Origin of the sequence: Chryseobacterium phocaeense (assembly GCF_900169075.1) — a bacterium.
Lineage (GTDB): Bacteria > Bacteroidota > Bacteroidia > Flavobacteriales > Weeksellaceae > Chryseobacterium > Chryseobacterium phocaeense.
The window spans coordinates 195,493-217,318 of record NZ_LT827013.1 but is presented as its reverse complement, the minus strand read 5'-3'; the positions used below and the strand labels follow the sequence as shown (position 1 = coordinate 217,318).

Annotated in this window: 19 protein-coding genes and 1 other RNA gene; 13 read left to right on the top strand and 7 right to left on the bottom strand. The window is 39.6% G+C overall.

The genetic code is table 11. The features are described 5' to 3' along the window. From B7E04_RS00910 to B7E04_RS00895, 4 genes are all read left to right on the top strand, one after another. A partial coding sequence (locus B7E04_RS00910) for a T9SS type B sorting domain-containing protein (RefSeq protein WP_165439388.1) occupies positions 1 to 2,316 on the top strand: 2,316 nt, incomplete at its 5' end. Positions 2,317 to 2,463: 147 nt separating this feature from the next. Further along, positions 2,464 to 2,865: a transfer-messenger RNA gene (gene ssrA, locus B7E04_RS00905) on the top strand. A 458-nt stretch (positions 2,866 to 3,323) separates the two neighbouring features. Then, on the top strand, positions 3,324 to 3,755 hold the full coding sequence (locus B7E04_RS00900) for a transposase (RefSeq protein WP_080776724.1): 432 nt from the start codon (positions 3,324 to 3,326) through the stop codon (positions 3,753 to 3,755). A gap of 103 nt (positions 3,756 to 3,858) precedes the next feature. Beyond that, on the top strand, positions 3,859 to 4,185 hold the full coding sequence (locus B7E04_RS00895) for a transposase (RefSeq protein ID WP_080776920.1): 327 nt from the start codon (positions 3,859 to 3,861) through the stop codon (positions 4,183 to 4,185). 95 nt (positions 4,186 to 4,280) lie between these two features. Here B7E04_RS00895 and B7E04_RS00890 read toward each other — a convergent pair whose 3' ends face one another. Beyond that, positions 4,281 to 5,075: a helix-turn-helix domain-containing protein gene (locus tag B7E04_RS00890; protein WP_080776723.1), complete on the bottom strand. Its 795-nt coding sequence runs from the start codon at positions 5,073 to 5,075 to the stop codon at positions 4,281 to 4,283. Positions 5,076 to 5,147: 72 nt separating this feature from the next. Then, complete coding sequence (locus B7E04_RS00885) at positions 5,148 to 6,563, bottom strand: aldehyde dehydrogenase family protein (protein WP_139785301.1); 1,416 nt, start codon at positions 6,561 to 6,563, stop codon at positions 5,148 to 5,150. A gap of 358 nt (positions 6,564 to 6,921) precedes the next feature. Between B7E04_RS00885 and B7E04_RS00880 the strand changes: the two genes are divergently transcribed. Genes B7E04_RS00880 through pyk form a run of 5 tightly spaced genes read left to right on the top strand, consistent with a single transcriptional unit; the run spans position 6,922 to position 11,099 of the window. Then, positions 6,922 to 7,161, top strand: a complete 240-nt coding sequence (locus tag B7E04_RS00880; protein WP_002976354.1) for an acyl carrier protein — start codon at positions 6,922 to 6,924, stop codon at positions 7,159 to 7,161. A 33-nt stretch (positions 7,162 to 7,194) separates the two neighbouring features. Beyond that, positions 7,195 to 8,439, top strand: a complete 1,245-nt coding sequence (fabF, locus tag B7E04_RS00875) for a beta-ketoacyl-ACP synthase II (protein WP_062650172.1) — start codon at positions 7,195 to 7,197, stop codon at positions 8,437 to 8,439. Positions 8,440 to 8,448: 9 nt separating this feature from the next. Continuing rightward, positions 8,449 to 9,210, top strand: a complete 762-nt coding sequence (gene rnc, locus B7E04_RS00870) for a ribonuclease III (RefSeq protein WP_080776722.1) — start codon at positions 8,449 to 8,451, stop codon at positions 9,208 to 9,210. After that, on the top strand, positions 9,188 to 9,661 hold the full coding sequence (locus B7E04_RS00865) for an IPExxxVDY family protein (protein ID WP_062650176.1): 474 nt from the start codon (positions 9,188 to 9,190) through the stop codon (positions 9,659 to 9,661). The genes rnc and B7E04_RS00865 overlap by 23 nt, the downstream gene beginning before the upstream one ends. Continuing rightward, positions 9,654 to 11,099, top strand: a complete 1,446-nt coding sequence (pyk, locus tag B7E04_RS00860; RefSeq protein ID WP_080776721.1) for a pyruvate kinase — start codon at positions 9,654 to 9,656, stop codon at positions 11,097 to 11,099. Before B7E04_RS00865 ends, pyk begins: the two co-directional genes overlap by 8 nt. Positions 11,100 to 11,322: 223 nt before the next feature. On the opposite strand, the gene B7E04_RS00855 is transcribed toward pyk, so the two are convergent. The 5 genes from B7E04_RS00855 to hutI form a co-directional block, all read right to left on the bottom strand. After that, positions 11,323 to 12,615, bottom strand: a complete 1,293-nt coding sequence (locus tag B7E04_RS00855) for an aldehyde dehydrogenase family protein (protein ID WP_080776720.1) — start codon at positions 12,613 to 12,615, stop codon at positions 11,323 to 11,325. Between the two features lie 138 nt (positions 12,616 to 12,753). Continuing rightward, entirely contained in the window at positions 12,754 to 13,677 is a 924-nt protein-coding gene (gene hutG / locus B7E04_RS00850; RefSeq protein ID WP_080776719.1) for a formimidoylglutamase, read from the bottom strand. 128 nt (positions 13,678 to 13,805) lie between these two features. Further along, positions 13,806 to 15,818 carry a BCCT family transporter gene (locus B7E04_RS00845; protein WP_080776718.1) on the bottom strand — a complete coding sequence of 671 codons (2,013 nt, stop codon included), beginning with the start codon at positions 15,816 to 15,818 and terminating at the stop codon, positions 13,806 to 13,808. Positions 15,819 to 16,065: 247 nt separating this feature from the next. Beyond that, positions 16,066 to 17,151: a DUF695 domain-containing protein gene (locus B7E04_RS00840; protein WP_080776717.1), complete on the bottom strand. Its 1,086-nt coding sequence runs from the start codon at positions 17,149 to 17,151 to the stop codon at positions 16,066 to 16,068. A gap of 2 nt (positions 17,152 to 17,153) precedes the next feature. Further along, positions 17,154 to 18,380, bottom strand: coding sequence for an imidazolonepropionase (gene hutI, locus B7E04_RS00835; RefSeq protein ID WP_080776716.1), 1,227 nt, complete (start codon positions 18,378 to 18,380; stop codon positions 17,154 to 17,156). A gap of 235 nt (positions 18,381 to 18,615) precedes the next feature. On the opposite strand from hutI, the gene ruvB reads away from it, so the two are divergent. Genes ruvB through coaE form a run of 4 tightly spaced genes read left to right on the top strand, consistent with a single transcriptional unit; the run spans position 18,616 to position 21,777 of the window. Continuing rightward, complete coding sequence (gene ruvB / locus B7E04_RS00830; RefSeq protein ID WP_080776715.1) at positions 18,616 to 19,638, top strand: Holliday junction branch migration DNA helicase RuvB; 1,023 nt, start codon at positions 18,616 to 18,618, stop codon at positions 19,636 to 19,638. A gap of 6 nt (positions 19,639 to 19,644) precedes the next feature. Then, the gene (locus tag B7E04_RS00825) at positions 19,645 to 20,259 is read left to right on the top strand and encodes an FMN-binding negative transcriptional regulator (protein WP_080776714.1); all 615 of its coding nucleotides are present in this window, start codon (positions 19,645 to 19,647) and stop codon (positions 20,257 to 20,259) included. Positions 20,260 to 20,270: 11 nt separating this feature from the next. Further along, the gene (locus tag B7E04_RS00820; RefSeq protein WP_080776713.1) at positions 20,271 to 21,137 is read left to right on the top strand and encodes an MBL fold metallo-hydrolase; all 867 of its coding nucleotides are present in this window, start codon (positions 20,271 to 20,273) and stop codon (positions 21,135 to 21,137) included. A 10-nt stretch (positions 21,138 to 21,147) separates the two neighbouring features. Continuing rightward, entirely contained in the window at positions 21,148 to 21,777 is a 630-nt protein-coding gene (gene coaE, locus B7E04_RS00815) for a dephospho-CoA kinase (RefSeq protein ID WP_080776712.1), read from the top strand. Positions 21,778 to 21,826: the final 49 nt, after the last annotated feature.

Sequence of the window (21,826 nt, the reverse complement as noted above, 5' to 3'; positions counted from 1 at the left end):
CTGCAATTGAATATCACACAATCTGCCTCCCCTACCATTACGGCATCTTCCAATACGATATGTTATGGAGGAAGTGTTACCCTTACATCAGGCAGCCCAACCGGCAACACCTGGTCTACAGGAGCCACCACACCGTCTATCACCGTAACAGCGCCAGGAACCTATACCCTGACCAATACGGCTGGAAGCTGTACAGGAAGCCCGGCATCGATTACTATTTCAGCTGAAAGTAATCCGGATGTACAGATATCGGGGAATTTAATACTTTGTGACCCGGCAAGCACACAACTTATTGCTTCTTCAACCGGAACCGGAAATACCTACACATGGTCTACGGGTGTAACCGGGAACAGCATTGCAGTTTCAACGCCGGGAACGTATACGGTTACGGTGAAAACACCGGCCAACTGTCTGTATACAAAATCTGTAACGGTGACGCAGGGAAATGTTCCTGCGATTCAGAATTCAAGCTTAAGCCAATGTTCAAATACCGCAACCGCTGTTTTTGATCTTACCTCGGCACAATCCAATATCAGCACAACTGCAAATATCAGCTTTGATTATTATGTGAATCAGGCGGATGCTATGGCAGGAAACGGGAATACCATTGCGAATCCTGCTGCTTACAGCTCGGGAAATGCTATAATATATGTAAGGGTAAAATCGGCGACGTGTTTTAAAATTGCCCAACTGCAATTGAATATTACACAATCTGCCTCCCCCACCATTACGGCATCTTCCAATACGATATGTTATGGGGGAAGTGTTACCCTTACATCGGGCAGCCCAACCGGCAACACATGGTCTACGGGAGCCACCACACCATCTATCACCGTAACAGCGCCGGGAACATATACCCTGACCAATACGGCTGGAAGCTGTACAGGAAGCCCGGCATCGATTACTATTTTAGCAGAAAGTAATCCGGATGTACAGATATCTGGGAATCTTATATTCTGTCAGGGATCTTCAACGGTATTAACGGCTTCTTCACAAAGTGCAGGAAATACTTATACTTGGTCCAACGGTGTAAATGGAGCAATCAATACGGTTAATGCCCCGGGAACTTATACAGTGACTGCCATTACTTCGTCGGGCTGCCAATATCAAAAGTCTGTAACCGTAGCAATGGACAATGCAATCATTGTAAATATTGCTCCCCCTGCACAGATCAACTGTAATAATTCCCAGGTTACACTCAATGCCACAGCTTCTGTATATCAACCCGGAGCTACTTTCCTCTGGACAGCTACCGGTGGAGGATTTATTGTTTCAGGAGCCAATACTTTGACCCCAACCGTGAATAATGGGGGAACCTATACCCTTACCATCACGAGTGCCACACCTTCCGGATGTACCGGGCAGGCTTCGGTAACCGTCATAAAAAACATCACTCCGCCAACAATTACAGTTTCAGCACCTAAAACTTCGATCTGCCTTGGGGAATCTGTTATTCTTACTGCGAACGGAGCTGCTACGTATAACTGGACCGGACTTACAGGCAATGGAAATACCCAAATGGTTTCGCCTACGGCAACCACAACTTACACTGTAACGGGGACCGGAGCTAATGGATGCCCTGCCCAGACACCAGCAACCATCACCATTAAAGTAGTCCCTGAAATAGTTTCCCCCTTACAGGATATTGAAATCTGTAAAGGTGATAAAGGTATTCTGGATGCCGGAACTGGTCCCGGTTACACATATTTATGGAATACAGGCGCAACCACACCTACCATTAATGCAGAGCTTGAAGGAACTTACTCAGTTACCATCAGTAATGGAGGCTGCTCAAAAACATTTACCGCCAAGGTAAAATATATTGCCCAACCTGAAATCCTGGGTATTATTTATAAAGACAATACATTAACCATTACTATAAAAAATAACGGAAGTGTTCCCGCAGAATATTCTATTGACGGCGGAATCATCTGGCAGCCCTCCCATATATTTACCAATGTGATGAGAAATACCCAGTATTCTATTAAAGTAAGAAACACCAACACTTCATGCGTAACAACCACAACGTATTATACCTTCTTTATGTCCAACGTGATCACTCCGAACAATGATGGTAAAAATGACGTGATTAATTTCAGCGAGATCAGTAAATATGGAAATTTCCAGGGAAGTATTTTTGATAAATACGGAAAAAACATTTTCAAGATCAGCACAAAAACTCCGATATGGGACGGAAAATACCTGGGCAGTCCACTCTCTTCTGACACCTATTGGTACAGATTATTCTGGGAAGATAAGATCACCAAAAAGCCGGTAGAAACCTCCGGATGGATCTTATTGAAAAACAGAGACTAATCATCTTCATCTGCCGGCAGGATTTTGCCGGCAGTTTTTTGTGATCTCCCATTTGAAAAATACTTTCATCAGTATAATTCGAAAAGCCAGAAGTGATATTAACCATATTTGAACAAAAAATCGTATCTTTGCATTCACTTTATTCATGGGGTTGACTGGTTTCGACAGCAAGACCAATGGGTAAGTAAGCATGCAGAGAACCGTAGCGCGATCTCTATAATCCCTTGCTACAAAATTTTAACTGGCAACGAAGAGTTCGCTCTTGCAGCTTAATATCGAAGTATAGTAGATCAAGCGTTTTCCCGAAGATTTCAGTAGGGAAGCAAGATATTCCACAAATGCTCTGTTCTGCGGCGTTTGATTCTGGGATATAGGAATGCGGAAATAAGGTTTCAGATGCTTTGGCTGAAACTCGAAAACCTCAGAAGATAAGCTGGAAGTTGGGTGTCTGCTCTCTGCCTCCAGTCGAAAACCAATAGTAGAATAAGCATGTAGAAAGCTTATGTATTGCTTGTTTGGACGAGGGTTCGAATCCCTCCAACTCCACATAAAAACCACTTTTAAAGACTTAAAAGTGGTTTTTTTATTGTATTTACACAAAAAATCGTTTTAAAAAAATAAGCATCACTTTTATTCTATTAATCTTCATCTTTTTAAACTTAGCAGCTTTAGATTTTCTTTTATCTTTTCAATTTTAATCGAGATAGAAGTTCTTTTCAATAGCAAATAGATAATATAAGAAAAACATTAGCCACAAAAATATCAAATCCTGTAAACCAGGCACTACAATTCTATCACAGCCTGTTTGCAACTCATTAAAAATCATAATAAACTGAAAACAAGAACACTAAACAAGTAATAATTAACAATTTTATATCTAAAAAATAAAATTCATTAACACTTCGTTAACGGTAAAATTCTTCAAACTTTAAAGTATTGATATTACTTTGCTCTCTATCATTTTCATATGGTAGTGACTAACATTGATTTTTATAGTGAGCCAGCTTATGCAGAATAATTTTAAAACCATTTCTATTGGGGAACTGATCAGACAAAAAGTAATCGAAGATCAAATTGACATTCTTAGAATTTGTAATTTTTTAAATAAAACAGAGGAAGAAATTGAAAAAATGTATTTATGCGAACATATGGATACGGGTGTCCTTCTTCGCTGGAGCAAACTTTTGAAATATGATTTTTTCAGATTGTATTCTCAACATCTGATCCTGTATGCACCTCCATTGGCAGAAAAACCGGAAACAAAAAAGAAGGTAACGGCGCTACCTGAGTTTCGCAAAAACATTTATACCACTGAAGTAATCTATTTCATCCTGGAACTTTTAAAAACCGGAGCCAAGACGAAGCAGGATATCATCAATGATTATAAAATTCCAAAAACCACATTATATAAATGGATAAGCAAATACAGCAATAAATAGAATAATTTGTTTAAATATAAATCTTAGAAAAAAGATCATGCCGCCTTAGAGTGAATTGAAAGAAGATATGGGCAATGGCTTAGATCAATACAAACGCAAATTTATGGAAAAATCGAATCCTGATTATAAACGTATATACAATGACATCATTGACCAGAAATATCCTCAAAAAAGAGGTTTATGTTGTAATATTTTAAATAAACCACAGCTGGATGTTTTGGATATCATTCAGATTAACAGTATTATTTTTGATTCACAAGAAAAAGACACCCAAGAATTTAATCACAAACATCGCTCTTATGATGTACATTCCATAAGAAAGATCCTGAATTACCAGAAAAAGGAAAAATTAAATAATTCTGAGGTATCCAGAAAATTTAAGCTGAGCAGGAATACCATTGCCAAATGGAAAAAATTTTTCCCGGCATAGTTTTATATAATTTAACAATAAATACAAAAGATCTTTTCCATACTCTTAAAGTTAAAGAGTACAGGAAATGATAACTCCAAAAGTTTATGCATTTCCTATAGTAAAAGCCTTGTGGGCGGCAAACCATATTGCTTTTTAAAAGCATATGAAAAATGTGACAAATCCTCAAAGCCCAGATCCAGATAAATATCAGATGATTTCTTCCCATTTTCTAAAAGATAATGCGCTTCCTGTAACCTTTTTTCCAAAAGCCATTTCCGGGGTGAGGTTCCGAATATTTTTTCAAAATCCCGTTTAAAAGCAGCAAGACTTCTTCCCGTGAGATAAGCAAAGCGGTCGAGCTTCACATTGAAATGATAATTTCTGAGCATAAATCCTTCTAGATCTATTTTATAAGGAGCAGAGATATCATAAAGGATGTTCTTCAGTGACGGATCATATCCAAATAAAAGGATCAGAGCTTCTTTTTGCTTTAATAATGCCAGTTCGGGAGATTTATTTTCCAGGAGGTCCTGATATTGCAACAAAGATTCCATGAAATATTTCAGATGCTGTATTCCGGATAGCTCGATAAAAGCCGGTGATTTCATCCGCTCATGAAGAACAAAATTTTCATCCGTACTCATCTTTTTCAGCATTTCATCATCAAACCTGATAGATAAAGATTTAAATTCAGATTCTTCTCCCGGCTTTTTCAGAAATTTTATCAGCTGGTTCTTCCTCACCAGATACACATCACCACTTCGAAATATTTTCCGCTGAACGCCGTCATTAAGCTCCATTTCCCCGGAGATCACCATCGACAAGGAATTGTAAGAAGCAAACTGCTCACCTTCACGGAACGTGGTGAAATAACAGGAGTAATTGATGTAGTTGATATTTTCAGACATTCTGATTATGAATTAAAGCCAAGCCAAAAACCTTTTGACTTGACTGTTCAATATAGTATTTTTTATGTTTGTTTAAATCAAAATTGATTTCGGTTCCAAATATTCTTCCAAACCATACACTCCGAATTCCCTTCCAATACCGGATTGCTTAAATCCCCCGAACGGTGCCAGCGGATCATGCTTAAACCCGTTAATACAAACCCTGCCCGCTTCAATCCTGGAAGCCACTTTCAATGCACGGTTTTCGTCTGCAGAAGTTATGTAAGCTGCCAGGCCGTATGAAGTATCATTGGCAATGGTAATGGCATCCTCTTCATCCTCGTAAGCGATAATAGAAAGTACCGGTCCGAAAATTTCCTCCTGTGCAATGCGCATATCGTTTCGGACATTAGTAAAAACCGTAGCTTTCACAAAATTTCCATTTTCAAGACCTTCGGGCTTTCCGGTTCCGCCGACCAGCAATTCCGCTCCTTCATCCACGCCAATCTGAATATAAGCCTGCACTCGTTCGTATTGCTTTTCTGAAACCATTGGACCTACATTCGTATTTTCATTCGAAGGATGTCCTACCACAACCTGAAGCGCTGCTTCTTTCACCAGCCGGTTAACTTCTTCCAGCCTGGATTGAGGGACCAAAAGACGTGTTGGCGCAATACAGGCCTGTCCACTATTCATATAAGCACCAAAAAGCGCCTGAGGAATTGCCTGTTCAAAATCCGCATCATCCAGAATGATATTCGGTGATTTTCCTCCTAGCTCCAGGGTTACTCTTTTCATCCCTTCTACAGCACCTTTAGCAATCATTTTTCCTGTTTGGGTAGAACCGGTAAATGATATTTTAGCCACATCCGGATGGTTTACGATTTCATTTCCTACCACGCTTCCAAGGCCGTTTACCACATTGAAAACTCCGTCAGGCAGTCCGGCTTCATGGAAGCACTCTATAATAAGCTGCGTCTGAAGTGCGCTCATTTCGCTCGGCTTCACCACTACGGTACATCCGGCAGCCACTGCTGTAGCAAATTTATTACATATAAAGCTGTTGCTGGAATTCCAAGGAGTAATAATCCCTACTACCCCAACCGGCGTCATCTGTACAAGGGTATTCCCGGATTTTCTCTCAAATTCAAAATGGCGTAATGTTTCAATCATATGTTCAAAAGAACCTGCCATATTCCTGAAACTCATAGTGCAAAACTGGCGGGTACCACCGTATTCCAGGATCATGGTTTCGATTAATTCGTGCTCCCTGTTTTCTACAGCTTTTTTTAAATTTTCAAGAATTTCAATGCGGTCTTCAATACTTGTTTTTGAAAAAGTTCTCAATGCTCTCTTAGCAGCTTCAACTGCTTTCTGCGTATCGGTTTCATTTCCTAAAACCACTTCCCCTATTTTTTCATGGGTAGAGGGGTTAATCAGATTAAACACTTCTGTTCCGTTCAGTTCTGTAAACTTCCCGTTGATGTAGGCTTTGTCTATACGTTTCATATTATTTATCTTAATTGTATGGGACAAAGTTCCCAAAATTTTTAGGGAAACGTTTTGCCGGACAGCTCAACTATACTTTGTTGCAAAGCTCAGAAATGCTGCAGAACCAAATTCAACCTATAAGGATCATGGCATCATCCTTATTATTTATCATAATATGCAGACAAAATATTAATCGGCTCAGGATGACCTTTTTGGATAGGTTTTATCTACTTCACATAAATGCCTGAAAACTAAAACACTAAAACTTTTCATACCAAAATCAGTATAGTCTACCCACAAAAAAGACTAAAAAAATGTTTTATCGTGAAGAATTTTATATATTTGCAGCATCTAACAATTAAAAAAATAATTTACTATGTCAGACATTGCATCAAGAGTAAAAGCTATCATCGCTGATAAGCTTGACGTTGAAGAAACAGAAGTAACTCCTGAAGCTAGCTTCACTAACGATTTAGGAGCTGACTCATTGGATACAGTTGAGTTAATCATGGAATTTGAAAAAGAATTCAACATTCAAATCCCTGATGATCAGGCTGAAAAAATTACTACTGTAGGTCACGCTATCGCTTACATCGAAGAAGTAGTAAATAAATAATATTCTTCAACAAAAAGAAAATTTTAAAAGTTTATGGAATTAAAAAGAGTAGTTGTAACCGGTTTTGGCGCAATAACACCGATTGGAAATAATGCAAAAGAATACTGGGAAAATCTTCTTAAAGGTGAGAGCGGTGCTGCTCCGATTACTCTTTTTGATGCCACAAACTTTAAAACGAAGTTCGCTTGTGAAGTGAAAGGTTTCGATCCGTTGCAGCATTTCGATAAGAAAGAAGCAAAGAAAATGGACCGGAACACGCAGCTTGGGCTTGTAGCCGCAAGAGAAGCGGTAACACACTCCAGAATTATCGAAGACAATGTGGATAAAAACAGAGTTGGGGTAATTTGGGGGTCAGGAATCGGAGGTCTGGAAACTTTCGAAACTGAAGTTTTAGGATGGGCCAATACGGAAATTCCGAGATTCAACCCGTTCTTTATTCCAAAAATGATTGCGGATATCACTCCGGGACATATCTCCATTGAGTACGGTTTCCACGGGCCGAACTATACTACGGTATCTGCCTGTGCATCCTCAGCCAATGCTCTGATAGATTCCAAAATGATTATCCAGCTTGGAAAAGCTGACGTGATTGTATGCGGAGGTTCTGAAGCCGCCGTTACAGCAAGTGGTGTCGGTGGATTTAATGCGATGATGGCACTTTCTACAAGAAATGATGATCCTAAAACCGCTTCAAGACCTTTTGATAAAGACAGAGATGGCTTTGTATTAGGTGAAGGTGCAGGATGTATCATCCTTGAAGAATACGAGCACGCGGTAAAACGTGGTGCTACCATTTATGCAGAATTAAAAGGTGGTGGTATGAGTGCAGATGCGCATCACATGACTGCCCCGCATCCTGAAGGCTTAGGTGCTTATCTCGTAATGAAAAACTGTCTGGAAGACGCAGGATTAACTGCTGATGAAGTAGACCATATCAACATGCATGGTACCTCTACTCCATTAGGAGATATTGCAGAATCCAACGCAATTTCGAAATTATTGGGCGAGCATGCTTATGACATTCAGATCAATTCTACAAAATCAATGACAGGCCACCTTCTGGGAGCAGCCGGAGTTATTGAAGCTATCGCTGCATTGGGAACCATTATTCATGGTATGGTTCCGCCTACCATCAACCATTTTACTGATGATGAAAATATTGACAGCAGACTGAATTTCACATTCAATACCGCTGTTAAAAAAGATGTAAAAGTAGCCATGAGCAATACTTTTGGATTTGGCGGGCACAACGCCTGCGTTCTATTTAAGAAAATCTAAATTCAATGAATGGAGTTACAGAAATACTTTTCTAAATTCCTTCTCAGACAAAGAAAAAGAAAATTAACGGAGAGAGACTACTTCCTTAGCACCGAATTGAAAAAAATATTAGGTGCAGAGGTTCAGAATGTTGCTCTTTACCGTGAGGCTTTTTCTTTAAAAAGTTCTTCTAAAAATCAAGACAGCAATTATGAAAGACTTGAATTTTTGGGAGATTCTGTTTTGGGTACAATTATTTCCTGTCATCTGTTTCAGACCTATCCTCAGGCTAATGAGGGATATCTGACCCAGATGAAATCTAAAATTGTTAATAGGAAGAATCTTAATAAATTAGGTGAAGACCTGAAGCTTATCGATCTTTTGCAGAAGCAGGGATCCGCGGCATTGGGTGAAAACATTTCAGGAAATTTATTTGAGGCACTTATCGGTGCTGTTTATCTGGATTTCCATTATGATGCCTGTAAAAAGATCATTCTGGAAAGACTGCTTACGCCTACCGAAATTAATAAGCTTGAGAATAAAATTGTAAGCTACAAAGGTCTTCTGCTTGAATGGAGCCAGAAGAAAAAAGTAAATATAAAATATGAGACCTGCGAGGAAGTCCAGGCCAATAAATCGGTTGTGTTCAGGTGCCATGTCTGGCTGGGAGAAGAAAAGATCGCCAATGCGACAGAGACTTCCAAGAAAAAGTCAGAAGAAAAAGCAGCTCAACGGGCATTTTATATTTTAAACAAAAAAGAAAACATACTTGGAAATTCAAAAACTTTATGATCTGGATGATATAGAATTTGAAGATGTTGCCATAGGATTGGTAAGATTAGCAAAAGATATACCCGCTCATGAGTTTTTCTACAAAATAAATCAAATCAACGGCCTTTCCTTTTCCAGAAAAAAAGATGTGATTATTCACGGGGCTTATTATGACTATTTTTTTCCCAGATTTGAGGCTTACCACAAATCTACAAAAACATGTTTTACCTTTATTTCCAACAGATCTTCGGAAAGTAAGCAAAAAAAACTGCAGACCGAGCTGTTCACAGAAGAAGAAAACATTAAATTTTTATTAAATAATCAGGCAGATGTAGAATATATTCTGCATACATCGGAAGAGATTCCTGATTTTTCCGTAATTTTGCTCCCGGAAAATCTTGTGTTTCCGATACAAGATTATACACTGAGTTCCGAAGAGGAACTTTATCAAATTATCCAGTATTATGAATAAGTATTTAAAGAAGACAAAAATTATTGCAACACTAGGACCTGCTTCTTCGTCGAAGGAGGTAATGTTAGGACTCATGAAAGCGGGTGTTGATATTTTCAGAATAAATTTTTCACATGCAGACTACGACTTGGTTCGGAATAATATTGAAATTATCAGAGAGCTGAATAAGGAATTCGGCTTTTCTGTAGGGATCCTGGGAGACCTTCAGGGCCCGAAACTGAGAGTAGGTGTCGTAAAAGAAGGTTCTTACCTGAACCCGGGAGATATCCTTACGTTTACCAATGAGAAAATGGAAGGTGATTCTACCAAAGTATATATGACTTACCAGCAGTTTCCTCAGGATGTAAAGGTAGGGGAAAGAATCCTTATTGATGATGGAAAACTGGTACTGGAAGTTACGGAGACCAATGGAACGGATACTGTAAAAGCAAAAACCATTCAAGGGGGGCCTCTAAGCTCCAAAAAAGGGGTCAACCTTCCAAACACCGTGGTATCTCTTCCGGCTCTTACGGAAAAAGATGTTCAGGATGCCAATTTCATGCTTGACATGGAGGTTGACTGGATCGCACTTTCTTTCGTACGTCATGCGCAGGATATCATCGACCTTAAAAAGCTGATCGAAAGCCATCCGAACGGAAAATTCAAAACTCCGATCATTGCCAAGATTGAAAAGCCTGAGGGCGTTAAAAATATTGACGAAATTTTACTGGAATGCGACGGATTGATGGTTGCCCGTGGTGACCTTGGTGTGGAAGTTCCGATGGAAGAGGTTCCTGCTATCCAGAAAAACCTGGTAGAAAAAGCCAGATTCTATTCAAAACCGGTGATTATTGCTACCCAGATGATGGAAACCATGATCAACAGCCTTACGCCAACGAGAGCAGAGGTGAATGACGTTGCCAACTCCGTATTGGATGGTGCTGATGCCGTAATGCTTTCGGGAGAAACCTCTGTAGGAAGATATCCCGTTCAGGTGGTTGAAAATATGGCCAAAATTGTACAGAATATCGAGAAAACTCATTTTTATCAGCATAAAAACGAGCCGATCGAAAAAGATTATAACTGCATCGATGAAAGGTTCATCACGAACAGGGTTTGTCTTGCTGCTGTAAGAATTGCCAAAACAACCAATGTTTCTGCAATTGTTACCCTGACGCATTCAGGATATACTGCATTCCAGCTTGCTGCTCACAGACCAAATTCCCACATCATCGTTTACAGTGGAAACCGAAGGGTAATCACCATGCTGAATCTTCTTTGGGGAGTTCATGCCTACTACTATGACATGAAAAAATCTACTGATGAAACAATCATCCAGGTGAATATGCTGACGCACAACCACGGCTATATTGAAAGCGGAGACTTTGTAATCAACATCAATGCAACTCCATCTTATGAAGGAGGGAAAACAAATACGCTGAGATTGACGACAGTATAATAATAAGGCGAAAGGGCAAAATTGCTAAAAGGCGAATAGGCGAATAGGCGAATAGGCGAATAGGCGAATAGGCGAATAGGCGAATAGGCGAATAGGCGAAATTACTCTTTCTCAATCATACAAAAACTCCCGGAAACAAATTTTTCCGGGAGTTTTTTATTTTAATGACTGCAAGTCTACATGAATACATTGTACATTGTACATTTTACAATATAACGCACAACTAGTTCCCTACAATCGTTCTTGCCGTTACAAACTCCTTTAAAGCCAGCAAAGACAGCTCCGTTCCATAGCCTGAAGCCTTGCTTCCACCGAATGGAAAACGCGGATCAGAACTGGTCATTCTGTTGATATTGACTGTTCCTGATTCCAGGTTTTCGATAAAGAACAGCTGACGGTCTGTATTTTTTGTCCAAACGGAATTGGAAAGACCAAAAGGAATATCATTTGCCATTTGTAAAGCTTCTTCATCACTTTTAGCGATCATAATCATTCCAAGCGGCCCGAAAAGCTCTTCCTTTAAAATAGGATTTCCTTCCTGAACCCTGATTAAACCGGGTTTAAATTCATTGTCAGAAATTCTCTCCAACGGTATAATAATCTCAGCGCCATTTTCCAGGGCACGGTTGAACTGAGCTTCCAGCTCATCAGCGAGATCCGGTCTTGCCATTCCTGCCAGTTTAGTTTCCTTGTTTAAAGGATCTCCAACTTCATAGGTTTTATATTCTTCAATGAATTTCGGTAAAAATTCATCTTCAATTTTTTCGTCAATAATAAATCTTTTGGCTGCTGTACAGGTCTGTCCGCAATTCTGAAGTCTGGATTTCACACCTGCTTTTGCAGCTTCGTCTAAATCTGCATCGTCAAAAATAATAAAAGCGTCACTTCCGCCTAATTCCAGTAAAGATTTTTTGATATTTAAACCGGCAATAGAAGCCACTTCTCCACCTGCTTTTCCACTTCCGGTAAGGCTTACTCCTTTTACTGCATCATGCTCAAGAATTTCTTTCACAACCTTGTGCCCTACTTCCAGATTCTGGAAAACACCTTCCGGAAAACCGGCTTCCAAAAGAACACTCTCGATTGCATTTCCGCTACCGAAACAAATGGATGCATGTTTCAAAACCACTGTATTTCCGGCCAGAATTGCAGGAACAGCAAATCTCAATACCTGCCAGAAAGGAAAATTCCAGGGCATTACTCCTAAAATAACACCTTTCGGAACATAATGAACTTCAGAATAGGAAAATTCAGATTCCACTTTTTCAGGCTTTAAAATATTGTCGGCATCTGCATAATAATTCATCATTAAAGCGCATTTTTCCACCTCAGCAATCGATTCTGAAACAGGTTTATTCATTTCTGTCGTTATGATCCTGCCGAATTTTTCTGAATTATTTTTTAAAATTTCCGCCGCTTTTGCAATCAGCTTCTGCCTTTCTTCAAACGGTACTTTTCTCCATTCTGAAAATGTCTTATCTGCTTTAATAAGCTTATTTTCAATTAACTGTTCCATAATATAATTTCTGTTTTAAATTCACAAAATGAATTTATGAATGCCTTTATTCTAAAAGCACCGTGAAAGTAACAAATTTTATTCCTTAAGGCTAATTAAAACAATGATTTTTCTCTATTAAAATCATATAATTTCCTGTTAAATCATAAACCACTCATTCACAAGGCATGCAGCAAGTCTCGCGGTTCTGTCCTGAATATCAAGGGAAGGATTCACTTCTGCTGCATCCAGAGCCAGTAATTTTTCACTTTTCAGGATATGCCTGTAAAAATGCATGAAAGGAGTATCTGCAAAAATTCCGTTGTAAGCAGCTGCTGAAACTCCCGGAGCAACCGAAGCATTGAAAACATCCATACAGATGGTAAGATAAAGCACATCCACAGACTCTGTCAGTTCATCAATCCGTTGGTAAACAGAGGGAAGATTTTCAAAGAAAAGTTCATCTGCGAGAATATATTTCATCCCGTATTGGTGGGCGGTATCAAATAATTTAAGGGTATTGGAATTTCTCTGGATCCCGATGTGCAGTGAGTTCATCTCTCCTTCCTGCGCAATCTGCCAGAAACCTGTTCCGGAGCTGGCTCCTATCCCTTCTTCCGGCTGTCTGTTATCAAAGTGGGCATCGATATTGATAATACCGATCTTCTGTTCCGGAAACGCCGTTTTTACGCCTAAATAATGGGCATAGGTTACTTCATGGCCTCCACCCAGAACAATTGATTTTCCTCCCTTTAAAAGTACTTTCGATACTTTTTTAGCAAGACTGTTCTGCGTGCTCTCCAGGTCACCGTCTTCACAGGTTACATTTCCAAAATCCAGCAGGGAAAAATCAGGGCGGATCACCGGGAAATTAGACATATTTTTCCGGATCACATTAGGAGCGTCTTTGGCTCCCTGCCGGCCTTTATTTCTTCTCACGCCCTCATCTACCGCAAAACCATGCAGCACAAAATCGCCTGCTTCAATAGTATCGTAATGCTGTTCTTCTTTAACTCTCTGAAATATTCTGTGGAAAAGAAGCTCTTCCCCGTCTAATCTGCCTTGCCAAATATCCTGAAACATAGAATTCAAATTAAATTTTAATGACATCGTTTTATCCGGTAAATCTAAATAATATTGTTTACATATTAAAACGCTCCCGCATTCGGTACATGATGACACCTGTCATTCAATCCAGTATTATTTTCAGATCATTCTTTTTTCTGATTGGCATTGCTGCTGATGAACATTTCGTTGCGCTCTTCCGAAACAATTTCCAGGAAACGCTCATAATGTTTGAGAACATCGGAAATCAATTCATTTTTTGTAAAGTACTGTACATCATAACCTTCTCTTCCATCTCCGAAATAGGATCTTGGATAGTGCGTTTTATTGTCATCCAGATCTGGAAGATTTTCTTCATTGATGATATATTCAGAGACAGTTTTCACTTTATTTTCCACTCCATAGATAAAATTATTGACTACGCCCTGGTGGATTTCTATTTCCGTTCTGACTGGACTTTCGTAATGATTTATTTTTGCCTCAATTCCGTTGGCTGCAAATTCCTGCTGCAGATCTGTAAAGGCTTCTGTAGTTTTGACCTTGATAAAATGATCTACCGAAGAATTATCTTTAAAGGAAACAATATTTTTTAACCGTTCTTTCCAAAATTCACCTGACCAAGGAACGGTTGACGCGGAAAAACTGGTATCGTAATATTTCTGATCAATAATTAATCCCTTCATGAGACTCACAATAAACAAAAGTACTATGATTGAAAAGGGTAACGCCGTAATTAAAGTCATACTCTGAAGCGCTTTTAATCCTCCGGCATTTAATAATAAAAGCGAAAGCACAGCAAGTAAAATACCCCAGAATATAATTTGCCATTTGGGAGATTTGGTGGCATTTTTTGTCGCGATACTATTCATAACAAATATTCCGGAATCAGCAGAGGTCACAAAGAAAATGATAATGATGGCAATAACAAAATATCCCGTGAGTGCCGACAAAGGCATATATTCTAAAAACCGGAACATCAATGCATCAGGATCGGATGCTAGCTCACTTAGTTTTCCCTGGGCAACATTGAAATCGAACCAAATGGCACTGTTCCCGAATACGGACATCCAGATAAAATTGAATAAGGTAGGAAGGACTAAGACTGCCAGAATAAATTCTCTGATGGTTCTTCCTTTAGAAATCCGTGCAATAAATAATCCTACATATGGTGACCATGAAATCCACCAGGCCCAGTAGAGAATAGTCCAGTCATAAAACCAGGGTAATGCATTCTTTTCATAAACATGGGTATTAAACGTAAGATTGAAAAAATTATTAATATAGTTCCCTAATCCCTCGGTAAAGCTTCCTATGAGATAGACTGTAGGTCCCAGTACCAATACAAAAAGTAATAGGACAATGACACTCATGATATTAATATTGCTTAAAATCTTTACGCCTTTATTGACTCCGCTAATCGCAGAAAAAACAGAAAGCGAAATAAGGCTGATCACAATAATCACCTGATTGGTAAAGCTGTTTTCCGGGGTGATATGAAGTATATTCAATCCGGAACTGATCTGTACGACTCCAAATCCCAAAGTTGTGGTCAGTCCGAAAAAAGTGCAGCATAATGCAAATACATCAATAGCATTTCCCCACCTGCCGTTAATCTTATCTTTCAGAAGTGGATAAAAACAGCTTCGTAAGGAAAGGGGCAGTCTGTACCGGTAGGCAAAGTAAGATAAGGAAAGCCCTACAACACCGTAAATAGCCCAGGCATGAATTCCCCAGTGAAAAAAAGTATATAATTGCGCCTGCTTGGCTCTGCTCACGTAATGATTATCTGCAAAAACTTCAGACGAATAGTGCTGTATAGGTTCTGCCACACTAAAATAAATCAACCCAATTCCCATCCCGGCCGCAAACAGCATCGAAATCCAGGAAAAAAAAGAATATTCCGGCTTACTGTCATTAGCCCCCAATTTTATATTCGCATATTTACTGAACAGCAGGTACACCAAAAAGATCACAAACAAAGTGACCGCCCAAACGTAGATCCAGTTCAGATTAACAAATATAAACTGCTTAATCTCGTTCAGAATCTTTTCCGTGGGTTTAGGATACAGCGCCGAAAGAAAACATGTTCCGATAATAAAAATGAGACTTGGAACAGTAACACCTTTGTTGAATGTAGACTTTAGATTTTTAGATTTCATCACCTTTATTTTTTCGTATTTTAATATTAACAGACACCTGGCATAGCCCTGGTAGAAGTACTCAAAGAATAATATGACTGCTTTATTTTCCTTATCAAGGCGTGTACTTAAGAACTATAGAAAGTTACTGTTTTATTCAGAGACTGAACAGTAACGGGGGCACAAGATAAGGAAACTTAAATAAAAAAATAAAACCTAAGGCTGGTAAAGCGTCAAATTCATCAGCCCCGCTAAACTAAAACATGCTCTAATTTACATTATAATGTTCAAAGATTTGCCAGTATTTATCTTTATAAATTTCGAGTGAAATTTTATATTGAGGATTTTCTCTGATGAGCTGATCAAAAACTTTTGAGGGCTGTCTGAAATCTTTGCTGGCAAAATAAATGCTTTTACAATGGTCGGCTGTTTCCCGACCAATGTACAAATTTCCACCTTCAGGACTGAGAATTTCTACTGCCTGGTCTTCAATGGCATTCATTGCGTTGTAATCTTTTTCTCCGGGAAAACCCTCATTGTGGCTTCCGTCATATGAAATCTTAAGAACCGAAATCCATGGGTAGGATGCTTTTGCCTCATAATTCAGCAAAGAAACATTAACTGTAGCCATCAGAGGCATCCCGTTTTCCAGTGTTCCTTCAAAAAGAGAAAACTGATCATCACCGACCAGAATCTGTTGGTCTTTATACTTTTCTGTAAACTCCCGTTCGCGCCAGAGGAGGAATTCTTTTAGTTTTTCTATCGGAACAAGTTCTTTCTGTGCCTCACTTTTACCGATAATGGTGAAGGTATCGATCTGGGTGGCAAAATTCAATTCGCCCAGGAAATTATCCAGAAAAATGCAGATTCCTGTGGTGGCCGCACTCCTGCTTTCCTCATTGAAATCTTCATAAACAAATGCAAGATCAATCTCATCCGGATATCCTTCTATTTCGTTGGAATAGAAGTAAATATTATCTTTGGTAAACTCACTGCTCCCGATTCTGACGCCTACATTTTGTATCTGGGTTTCCGGTTTCAGGGCTGTAAATTTCCAATGATCCATCTCCGGGGCAGCAGCGATAAGTTCTTCCGCAAAAACTATTTTTTTCACATCTCCTTCTACAGTAATGATAAGTTCAGCAGTATCTTCATCACGCATTCCGGACAGAAAGTAGTAACCGCTGTTGATCTTCGCCAACTCAGGAGCTATTATATCAAAAAACTGATCTTCAATATTTTCCCTGTTTCTGACTACTTCAAGAAATGTTTTTTCCTTTGTTAAAAACCAATCCCAGAAATCTTTATAAGTCATGGTTTCTTTTTCCGGATTTGTACTGCCTGAAGTTTGCATGTTTACTTAATTAAATTTCCTCCGATATACACATTTTCTGCACCAAGACTTCCCTGCTTGTAAAGAACATTCTGGAAATTATTGGTTTTAAAAGTCACAAAGTCTGCCTTTTTACCCTGTTCGAGTTTTCCGATATCTTCAAGGCCAAGGGCATAAGCTGCACGGAAAGTGATTCCGGCCAATACCTCAGCAGTTGTTAATTTTTCAAATGTTGCCAGGATAGAAGCCTGGGTAATTAAATTTCCCATAGGAGCTGATCCCGGGTTCCAGTCGCTCGCAATAGCCACAATAGCTCCGGCATCCAGCAGTTTCCGGGCAGGTGTAAATTTTTCTCCAAGTCCTAAACTTGCTCCCGGAAGTGCTGTAGCCACTGTATCTGACTGGGCTAAAAATTCAATATCTTCGTCAACAGTAGCTTCCAGATGGTCGGCAGATTTGGCCCCAACCTCCACTGCGATCCTTGAGCTTCCCGGAGTAAACTGGTCTGCATGAACCGTAATATCAAAACCTAAATCCTTAGTTTTAAGAAGAAAGTCTCTGCTTTCTTCAGGCTGGAAAGCAGATTTTTCAATAAATATATCTACCCGATCCGCCAATTTTTCTTCTTTTACTTTCGGTAAAATTTCGGCCAGAATATAATCCAAATATTCCTGATTGCTTCCTTCAAAATCCCTAGGCTTCAGGTGCGCAGAAAGACATGTAGGAACCAGTCTGGCTGTTGTATGATCCTGGGCTTTTTTGATAATTCTGAGCATTTTCAGCTCGTTTTCTACATCCAGGCCGTACCCGCTTTTTATTTCAATCGTGGTGATTCCCAATGAGACCAGGAAGCCAATTCTTTCTACCAGTGTTTTTAATAATTCTTCTTCTGAAGCATTTCTTGTATGCTGTACGGAACTCCATATTCCGCCGCCGCTTTCTGCAATTTCCAGATAGGTTTTCCCTGCATTACGCATAGCAAAATCATTGGCACGGTTTCCTCCAAAACAGATGTGGGTATGGGCATCTACAAATCCGGGGAGTGCAATCTGCTCGCCTTCAATAGCTTCAATTTCAATATTTTCATGTCCGGATTTCAGGGCATCAAAGTCTCCAACGCCATGTATTTTTCCATCATTTACTACAATTCCTCCGTCTGCGATAATTTGTAACTGCTCATCAGAAAGCTTTCCTCTCAGCGGAAGATTAGAAAGGGTTACGATCTGTTTAAAAGGTCCTATTAATTTCATTGATCTAAGATTAAAGCCTCAGCTTATTGTATAATAATTTTTCCTCTCAAAAATACTTAAAATATATCAATCCCGTAAACCATAAGCATTCTGACTTCCAATCTTAGCCTTAACTTCATCCTCAACCTTAATCTTAACCTCAGCCTTGATCTGCTTTTTCAATCGCTGAAATTTCTCAGTCTAAGCCTCAACCTTAGTCTAAATTTGCTATCTTTGAGGGAAATGAAATGAATTAATGCCAGATTTTTTACATCCAGATAAGGAAAACTACTCACACGAAGAACTGATGCAGGAGGAGCAGATCCGTCCCCAGAGTTTTAAAGACTTTGCGGGACAGAGAAAAACTTTGGAAAACCTTGAAGTTTTTGTCAGTGCTGCCAAAAGACGTGGTGGAGCTCTTGATCATGTGCTTCTGCATGGTCCGCCGGGTCTGGGTAAAACCACTTTAGCCAACATCATTGCCAATGAACTTGGCGTAAGCTGTAAGATCACTTCCGGCCCAGTTTTGGATAAACCGGGAAGTCTGGCAGGCCTGCTGACGAATCTGGAGGAAAATGATGTGCTTTTTATTGATGAAATCCACCGTTTGTCTCCGGTAGTGGAAGAATACCTGTATTCTGCCATGGAAGATTACAAGATCGATATTATGCTGGAAACCGGTCCCAACGCAAGAAGCGTACAGATCGGCCTCAACCCTTTTACGCTGGTAGGTGCTACCACAAGAAGCGGAATGCTAACCAAACCGATGCTGGCAAGATTTGGGATCCAGAGCAGGCTTGAATATTATTCGGTTGAGCTTTTATCCATGATCATCCAGAGAAGTTCCAGGGTTTTAGGCTGTAAAATTTATGAAGATGCTGCAATAGAAATTGCCAGAAGAAGCCGTGGAACGCCGAGAATTGCCAACGCTTTATTAAGAAGGGTCCGGGATTTTGCAGAGATCAAAGGCAATGGGGAGATTGAGATCAAGATTACAAAATATGCGCTGGATTCTCTTAACGTGGATGAATTTGGTTTAGATGAAATGGACAATAAAATCATGCGCGTCATGATTGAAAACTTCAAAGGAAAGCCGGTAGGAATTTCTGCACTGGCCACTTCCATTGCTGAGAACCCTGAAACGCTGGAAGAGGTTTACGAACCGTTTCTGATTCAGGAGGGATTCATTATCCGAACGCCAAGAGGAAGAGAAGTTACCGATAAGGCTTACCAGCACTTAAAAATATCCCGACCTAAGAATCCGGGAGAATTATTTTAGCCGTCTATGTTTGTTCCGAAATTATACAGAAGTGAAGATTATGATCTGATGAGGGAAATCATCAGGGAAAATGCTTTTGCATTACTTATTTCTTCAGACGAAAAAATAAGGGCTACCCACTCCATGATGATGCTTAATGAAGATGATCCGGAAAATAAATATATTGAAACTCATATTTCAAAAGCAAATCCCCAGGCCAGACTTTTAAAAGACGGAGATGAAGTACTCTGTGATTTCCTGGGAGCCCATGCTTATATTTCCAGCAGCTGGTATGATCATATCAATGTTTCAACCTGGAATTATGAAGCGGTACAGATTCATGGTAAAGTACAGCTGATGACTCATGATGAACTTTACAAACATCTGGAAAAACTAACCGCGAAGTATGAAAGTTTTCAGAAATGTCCGGTGATGGTGAAGGATATGGGGAAAGAATTCGTTGAAAAGGAAATGAAAGGTGCTTTCGGGCTGAAAGTGATTCCAACGGAGATCTTCATCAAACAGAAGCTTTCGCAGAACAGAAAGGAGCATGATTATGAGAATATCATCTCGGAACTGAAACAGACAGGTGAGAATGGGAGAAAAATTGCGGAGAAAATGAAATTAATTAAGAAAAAATAATCAAAATATATATGAAACTATATCCAATACAGTGTGGAAAATTTAAGCTGGATGGCGGTGCCATGTTTGGAGTCGTCCCAAAGAGTCTGTGGGAAAAAACCAATCCTGCAGACGAAAGAAACCTGATTGAACTGGGAACCCGATCCCTGCTTATAGAAGACGGCAAGAAGCTGATCCTTGTAGATTGCGGTCTTGGCAACAAACAGGATGATAAATTCTTTGGTCATTATTCTCTTTGGGGAGATGACAGCCTTGATAAAAATTTAAAGAAATTCGGTTTTGTAAAAGAGGATATCACAGATGTATTCCTTACACATCTTCACTTTGACCATTGCGGAGGAGCTATTGAATGGAATGATGACAAGACAGGATACAGACCAGCCTTTAAAAATGCACAGTTCTGGACGAATGAAAACCACTGGAAATGGGCTACAGAGCCTAATCCAAGAGAGAAAGCAAGCTTTTTGAAAGAGAATATCCTTCCGATGCAGGAAAGTGGGCAACTGAACTTCTTACCGCTTCCCGCTACAGGAAATTACGGTTTTGCACCTGACCTGAAAATGGATGTCATCTTTGTAGACGGACATACGGAAAAACAGATGCTTCCGGTGATCCAGTACCAGGAAAAAACGATTGTATTTGCTGCGGATCTTATTCCTACTGCGGGACACATCAACCAGGTGTATGTGATGGGATATGACACCAGACCTCTGCTGACCATGGAGGAGAAAGGAAAATTCCTGAAACAGTGTGTAGACAATGAATACCTTCTGTTTTTTGAGCATGATGCCCACAACGAACTGGCCAGTCTTAAAATGACTGAAAAAGGGGTAAGGCTGGACGAGATCCATAGTTTTAATGATGTTTTTGGATATTAATTTTTAGTTTATGGAAGAATTACATTCAGAAATACAGAAGGCAGATCCGGAACCCGCACCCAAGATCATCGGACTTACCGGAGGAATTGGTTCAGGAAAAACTACCGTAGCCCGCTTCATTGAAGAGTTCGGATTTCCGGTTTATTATTCTGATGACAGGGCAAAAGCCATTGTGAATGAGAGCGAAGATTTAAAGACAAAGATCAAAGCCTTGTTAGGGAATGAAGCTTATGATGAAAATAGCATGTATGACAGGAAATTCGTGGCTGAAAAAGTTTTCAGTAACAAAGAACTGCTTCATGAATTAAACGAAATCATTCATCCTGCCGTAAAGGTTGATTTTGAAGAATGGCTGAAAAAACAAACCAAATATTTAGTCTTTAAAGAAACGGCTTTGTTATTTGAATTAAGACTGAACAGACAATGCTACAAATCACTCCTGGTGACCGCCGAAGATAATATCAGAGCGAAAAGGGTGATGGACCGGGACGGAAAAACCTACCGGGAAGTAGAGGCCGTCATGGAAAAGCAGATGCCTGAAAAGGATAAGATCAAACTGGCAGACTGTATTATCTACAATAACACCAACTTAGATGATCTTAAGGAACAAACCGAACAGATTATCTTCAGTATCGAATAAAAGAAATCCCCTTCAGAAACAACTCTGACGGGGATTTTTATTGCCACAT

Excerpts from the sequence above, each read along its gene's own strand:
- B7E04_RS00900 (WP_080776724.1), top strand. The coding sequence starts at position 3,324 with ATGCAGAATAATTTTAAAACCATTTCTATTGGGGAACTGATCAGACAA.
- B7E04_RS00895 (WP_080776920.1), top strand. The coding sequence starts at position 3,859 with ATGGAAAAATCGAATCCTGATTATAAACGTATATACAATGACATCATT.
- B7E04_RS00890 (WP_080776723.1), bottom strand. The coding sequence starts at position 5,075 with ATGTCTGAAAATATCAACTACATCAATTACTCCTGTTATTTCACCACG.
- B7E04_RS00885 (WP_139785301.1), bottom strand. The coding sequence starts at position 6,563 with ATGAAACGTATAGACAAAGCCTACATCAACGGGAAGTTTACAGAACTG.
- B7E04_RS00880 (WP_002976354.1), top strand. The coding sequence starts at position 6,922 with ATGTCAGACATTGCATCAAGAGTAAAAGCTATCATCGCTGATAAGCTT.
- fabF (WP_062650172.1), top strand. The coding sequence starts at position 7,195 with ATGGAATTAAAAAGAGTAGTTGTAACCGGTTTTGGCGCAATAACACCG.
- rnc (WP_080776722.1), top strand. The coding sequence starts at position 8,449 with ATGGAGTTACAGAAATACTTTTCTAAATTCCTTCTCAGACAAAGAAAA.
- pyk (WP_080776721.1), top strand. The coding sequence starts at position 9,654 with ATGAATAAGTATTTAAAGAAGACAAAAATTATTGCAACACTAGGACCT.
- B7E04_RS00855 (WP_080776720.1), bottom strand. The coding sequence starts at position 12,615 with ATGGAACAGTTAATTGAAAATAAGCTTATTAAAGCAGATAAGACATTT.
- hutG (WP_080776719.1), bottom strand. The coding sequence starts at position 13,677 with ATGTTTCAGGATATTTGGCAAGGCAGATTAGACGGGGAAGAGCTTCTT.
- B7E04_RS00845 (WP_080776718.1), bottom strand. The coding sequence starts at position 15,818 with ATGAAATCTAAAAATCTAAAGTCTACATTCAACAAAGGTGTTACTGTT.
- B7E04_RS00840 (WP_080776717.1), bottom strand. The coding sequence starts at position 17,151 with ATGCAAACTTCAGGCAGTACAAATCCGGAAAAAGAAACCATGACTTAT.
- hutI (WP_080776716.1), bottom strand. The coding sequence starts at position 18,380 with ATGAAATTAATAGGACCTTTTAAACAGATCGTAACCCTTTCTAATCTT.
- ruvB (WP_080776715.1), top strand. The coding sequence starts at position 18,616 with ATGCCAGATTTTTTACATCCAGATAAGGAAAACTACTCACACGAAGAA.
- B7E04_RS00825 (WP_080776714.1), top strand. The coding sequence starts at position 19,645 with ATGTTTGTTCCGAAATTATACAGAAGTGAAGATTATGATCTGATGAGG.
- B7E04_RS00820 (WP_080776713.1), top strand. The coding sequence starts at position 20,271 with ATGAAACTATATCCAATACAGTGTGGAAAATTTAAGCTGGATGGCGGT.
- coaE (WP_080776712.1), top strand. The coding sequence starts at position 21,148 with ATGGAAGAATTACATTCAGAAATACAGAAGGCAGATCCGGAACCCGCA.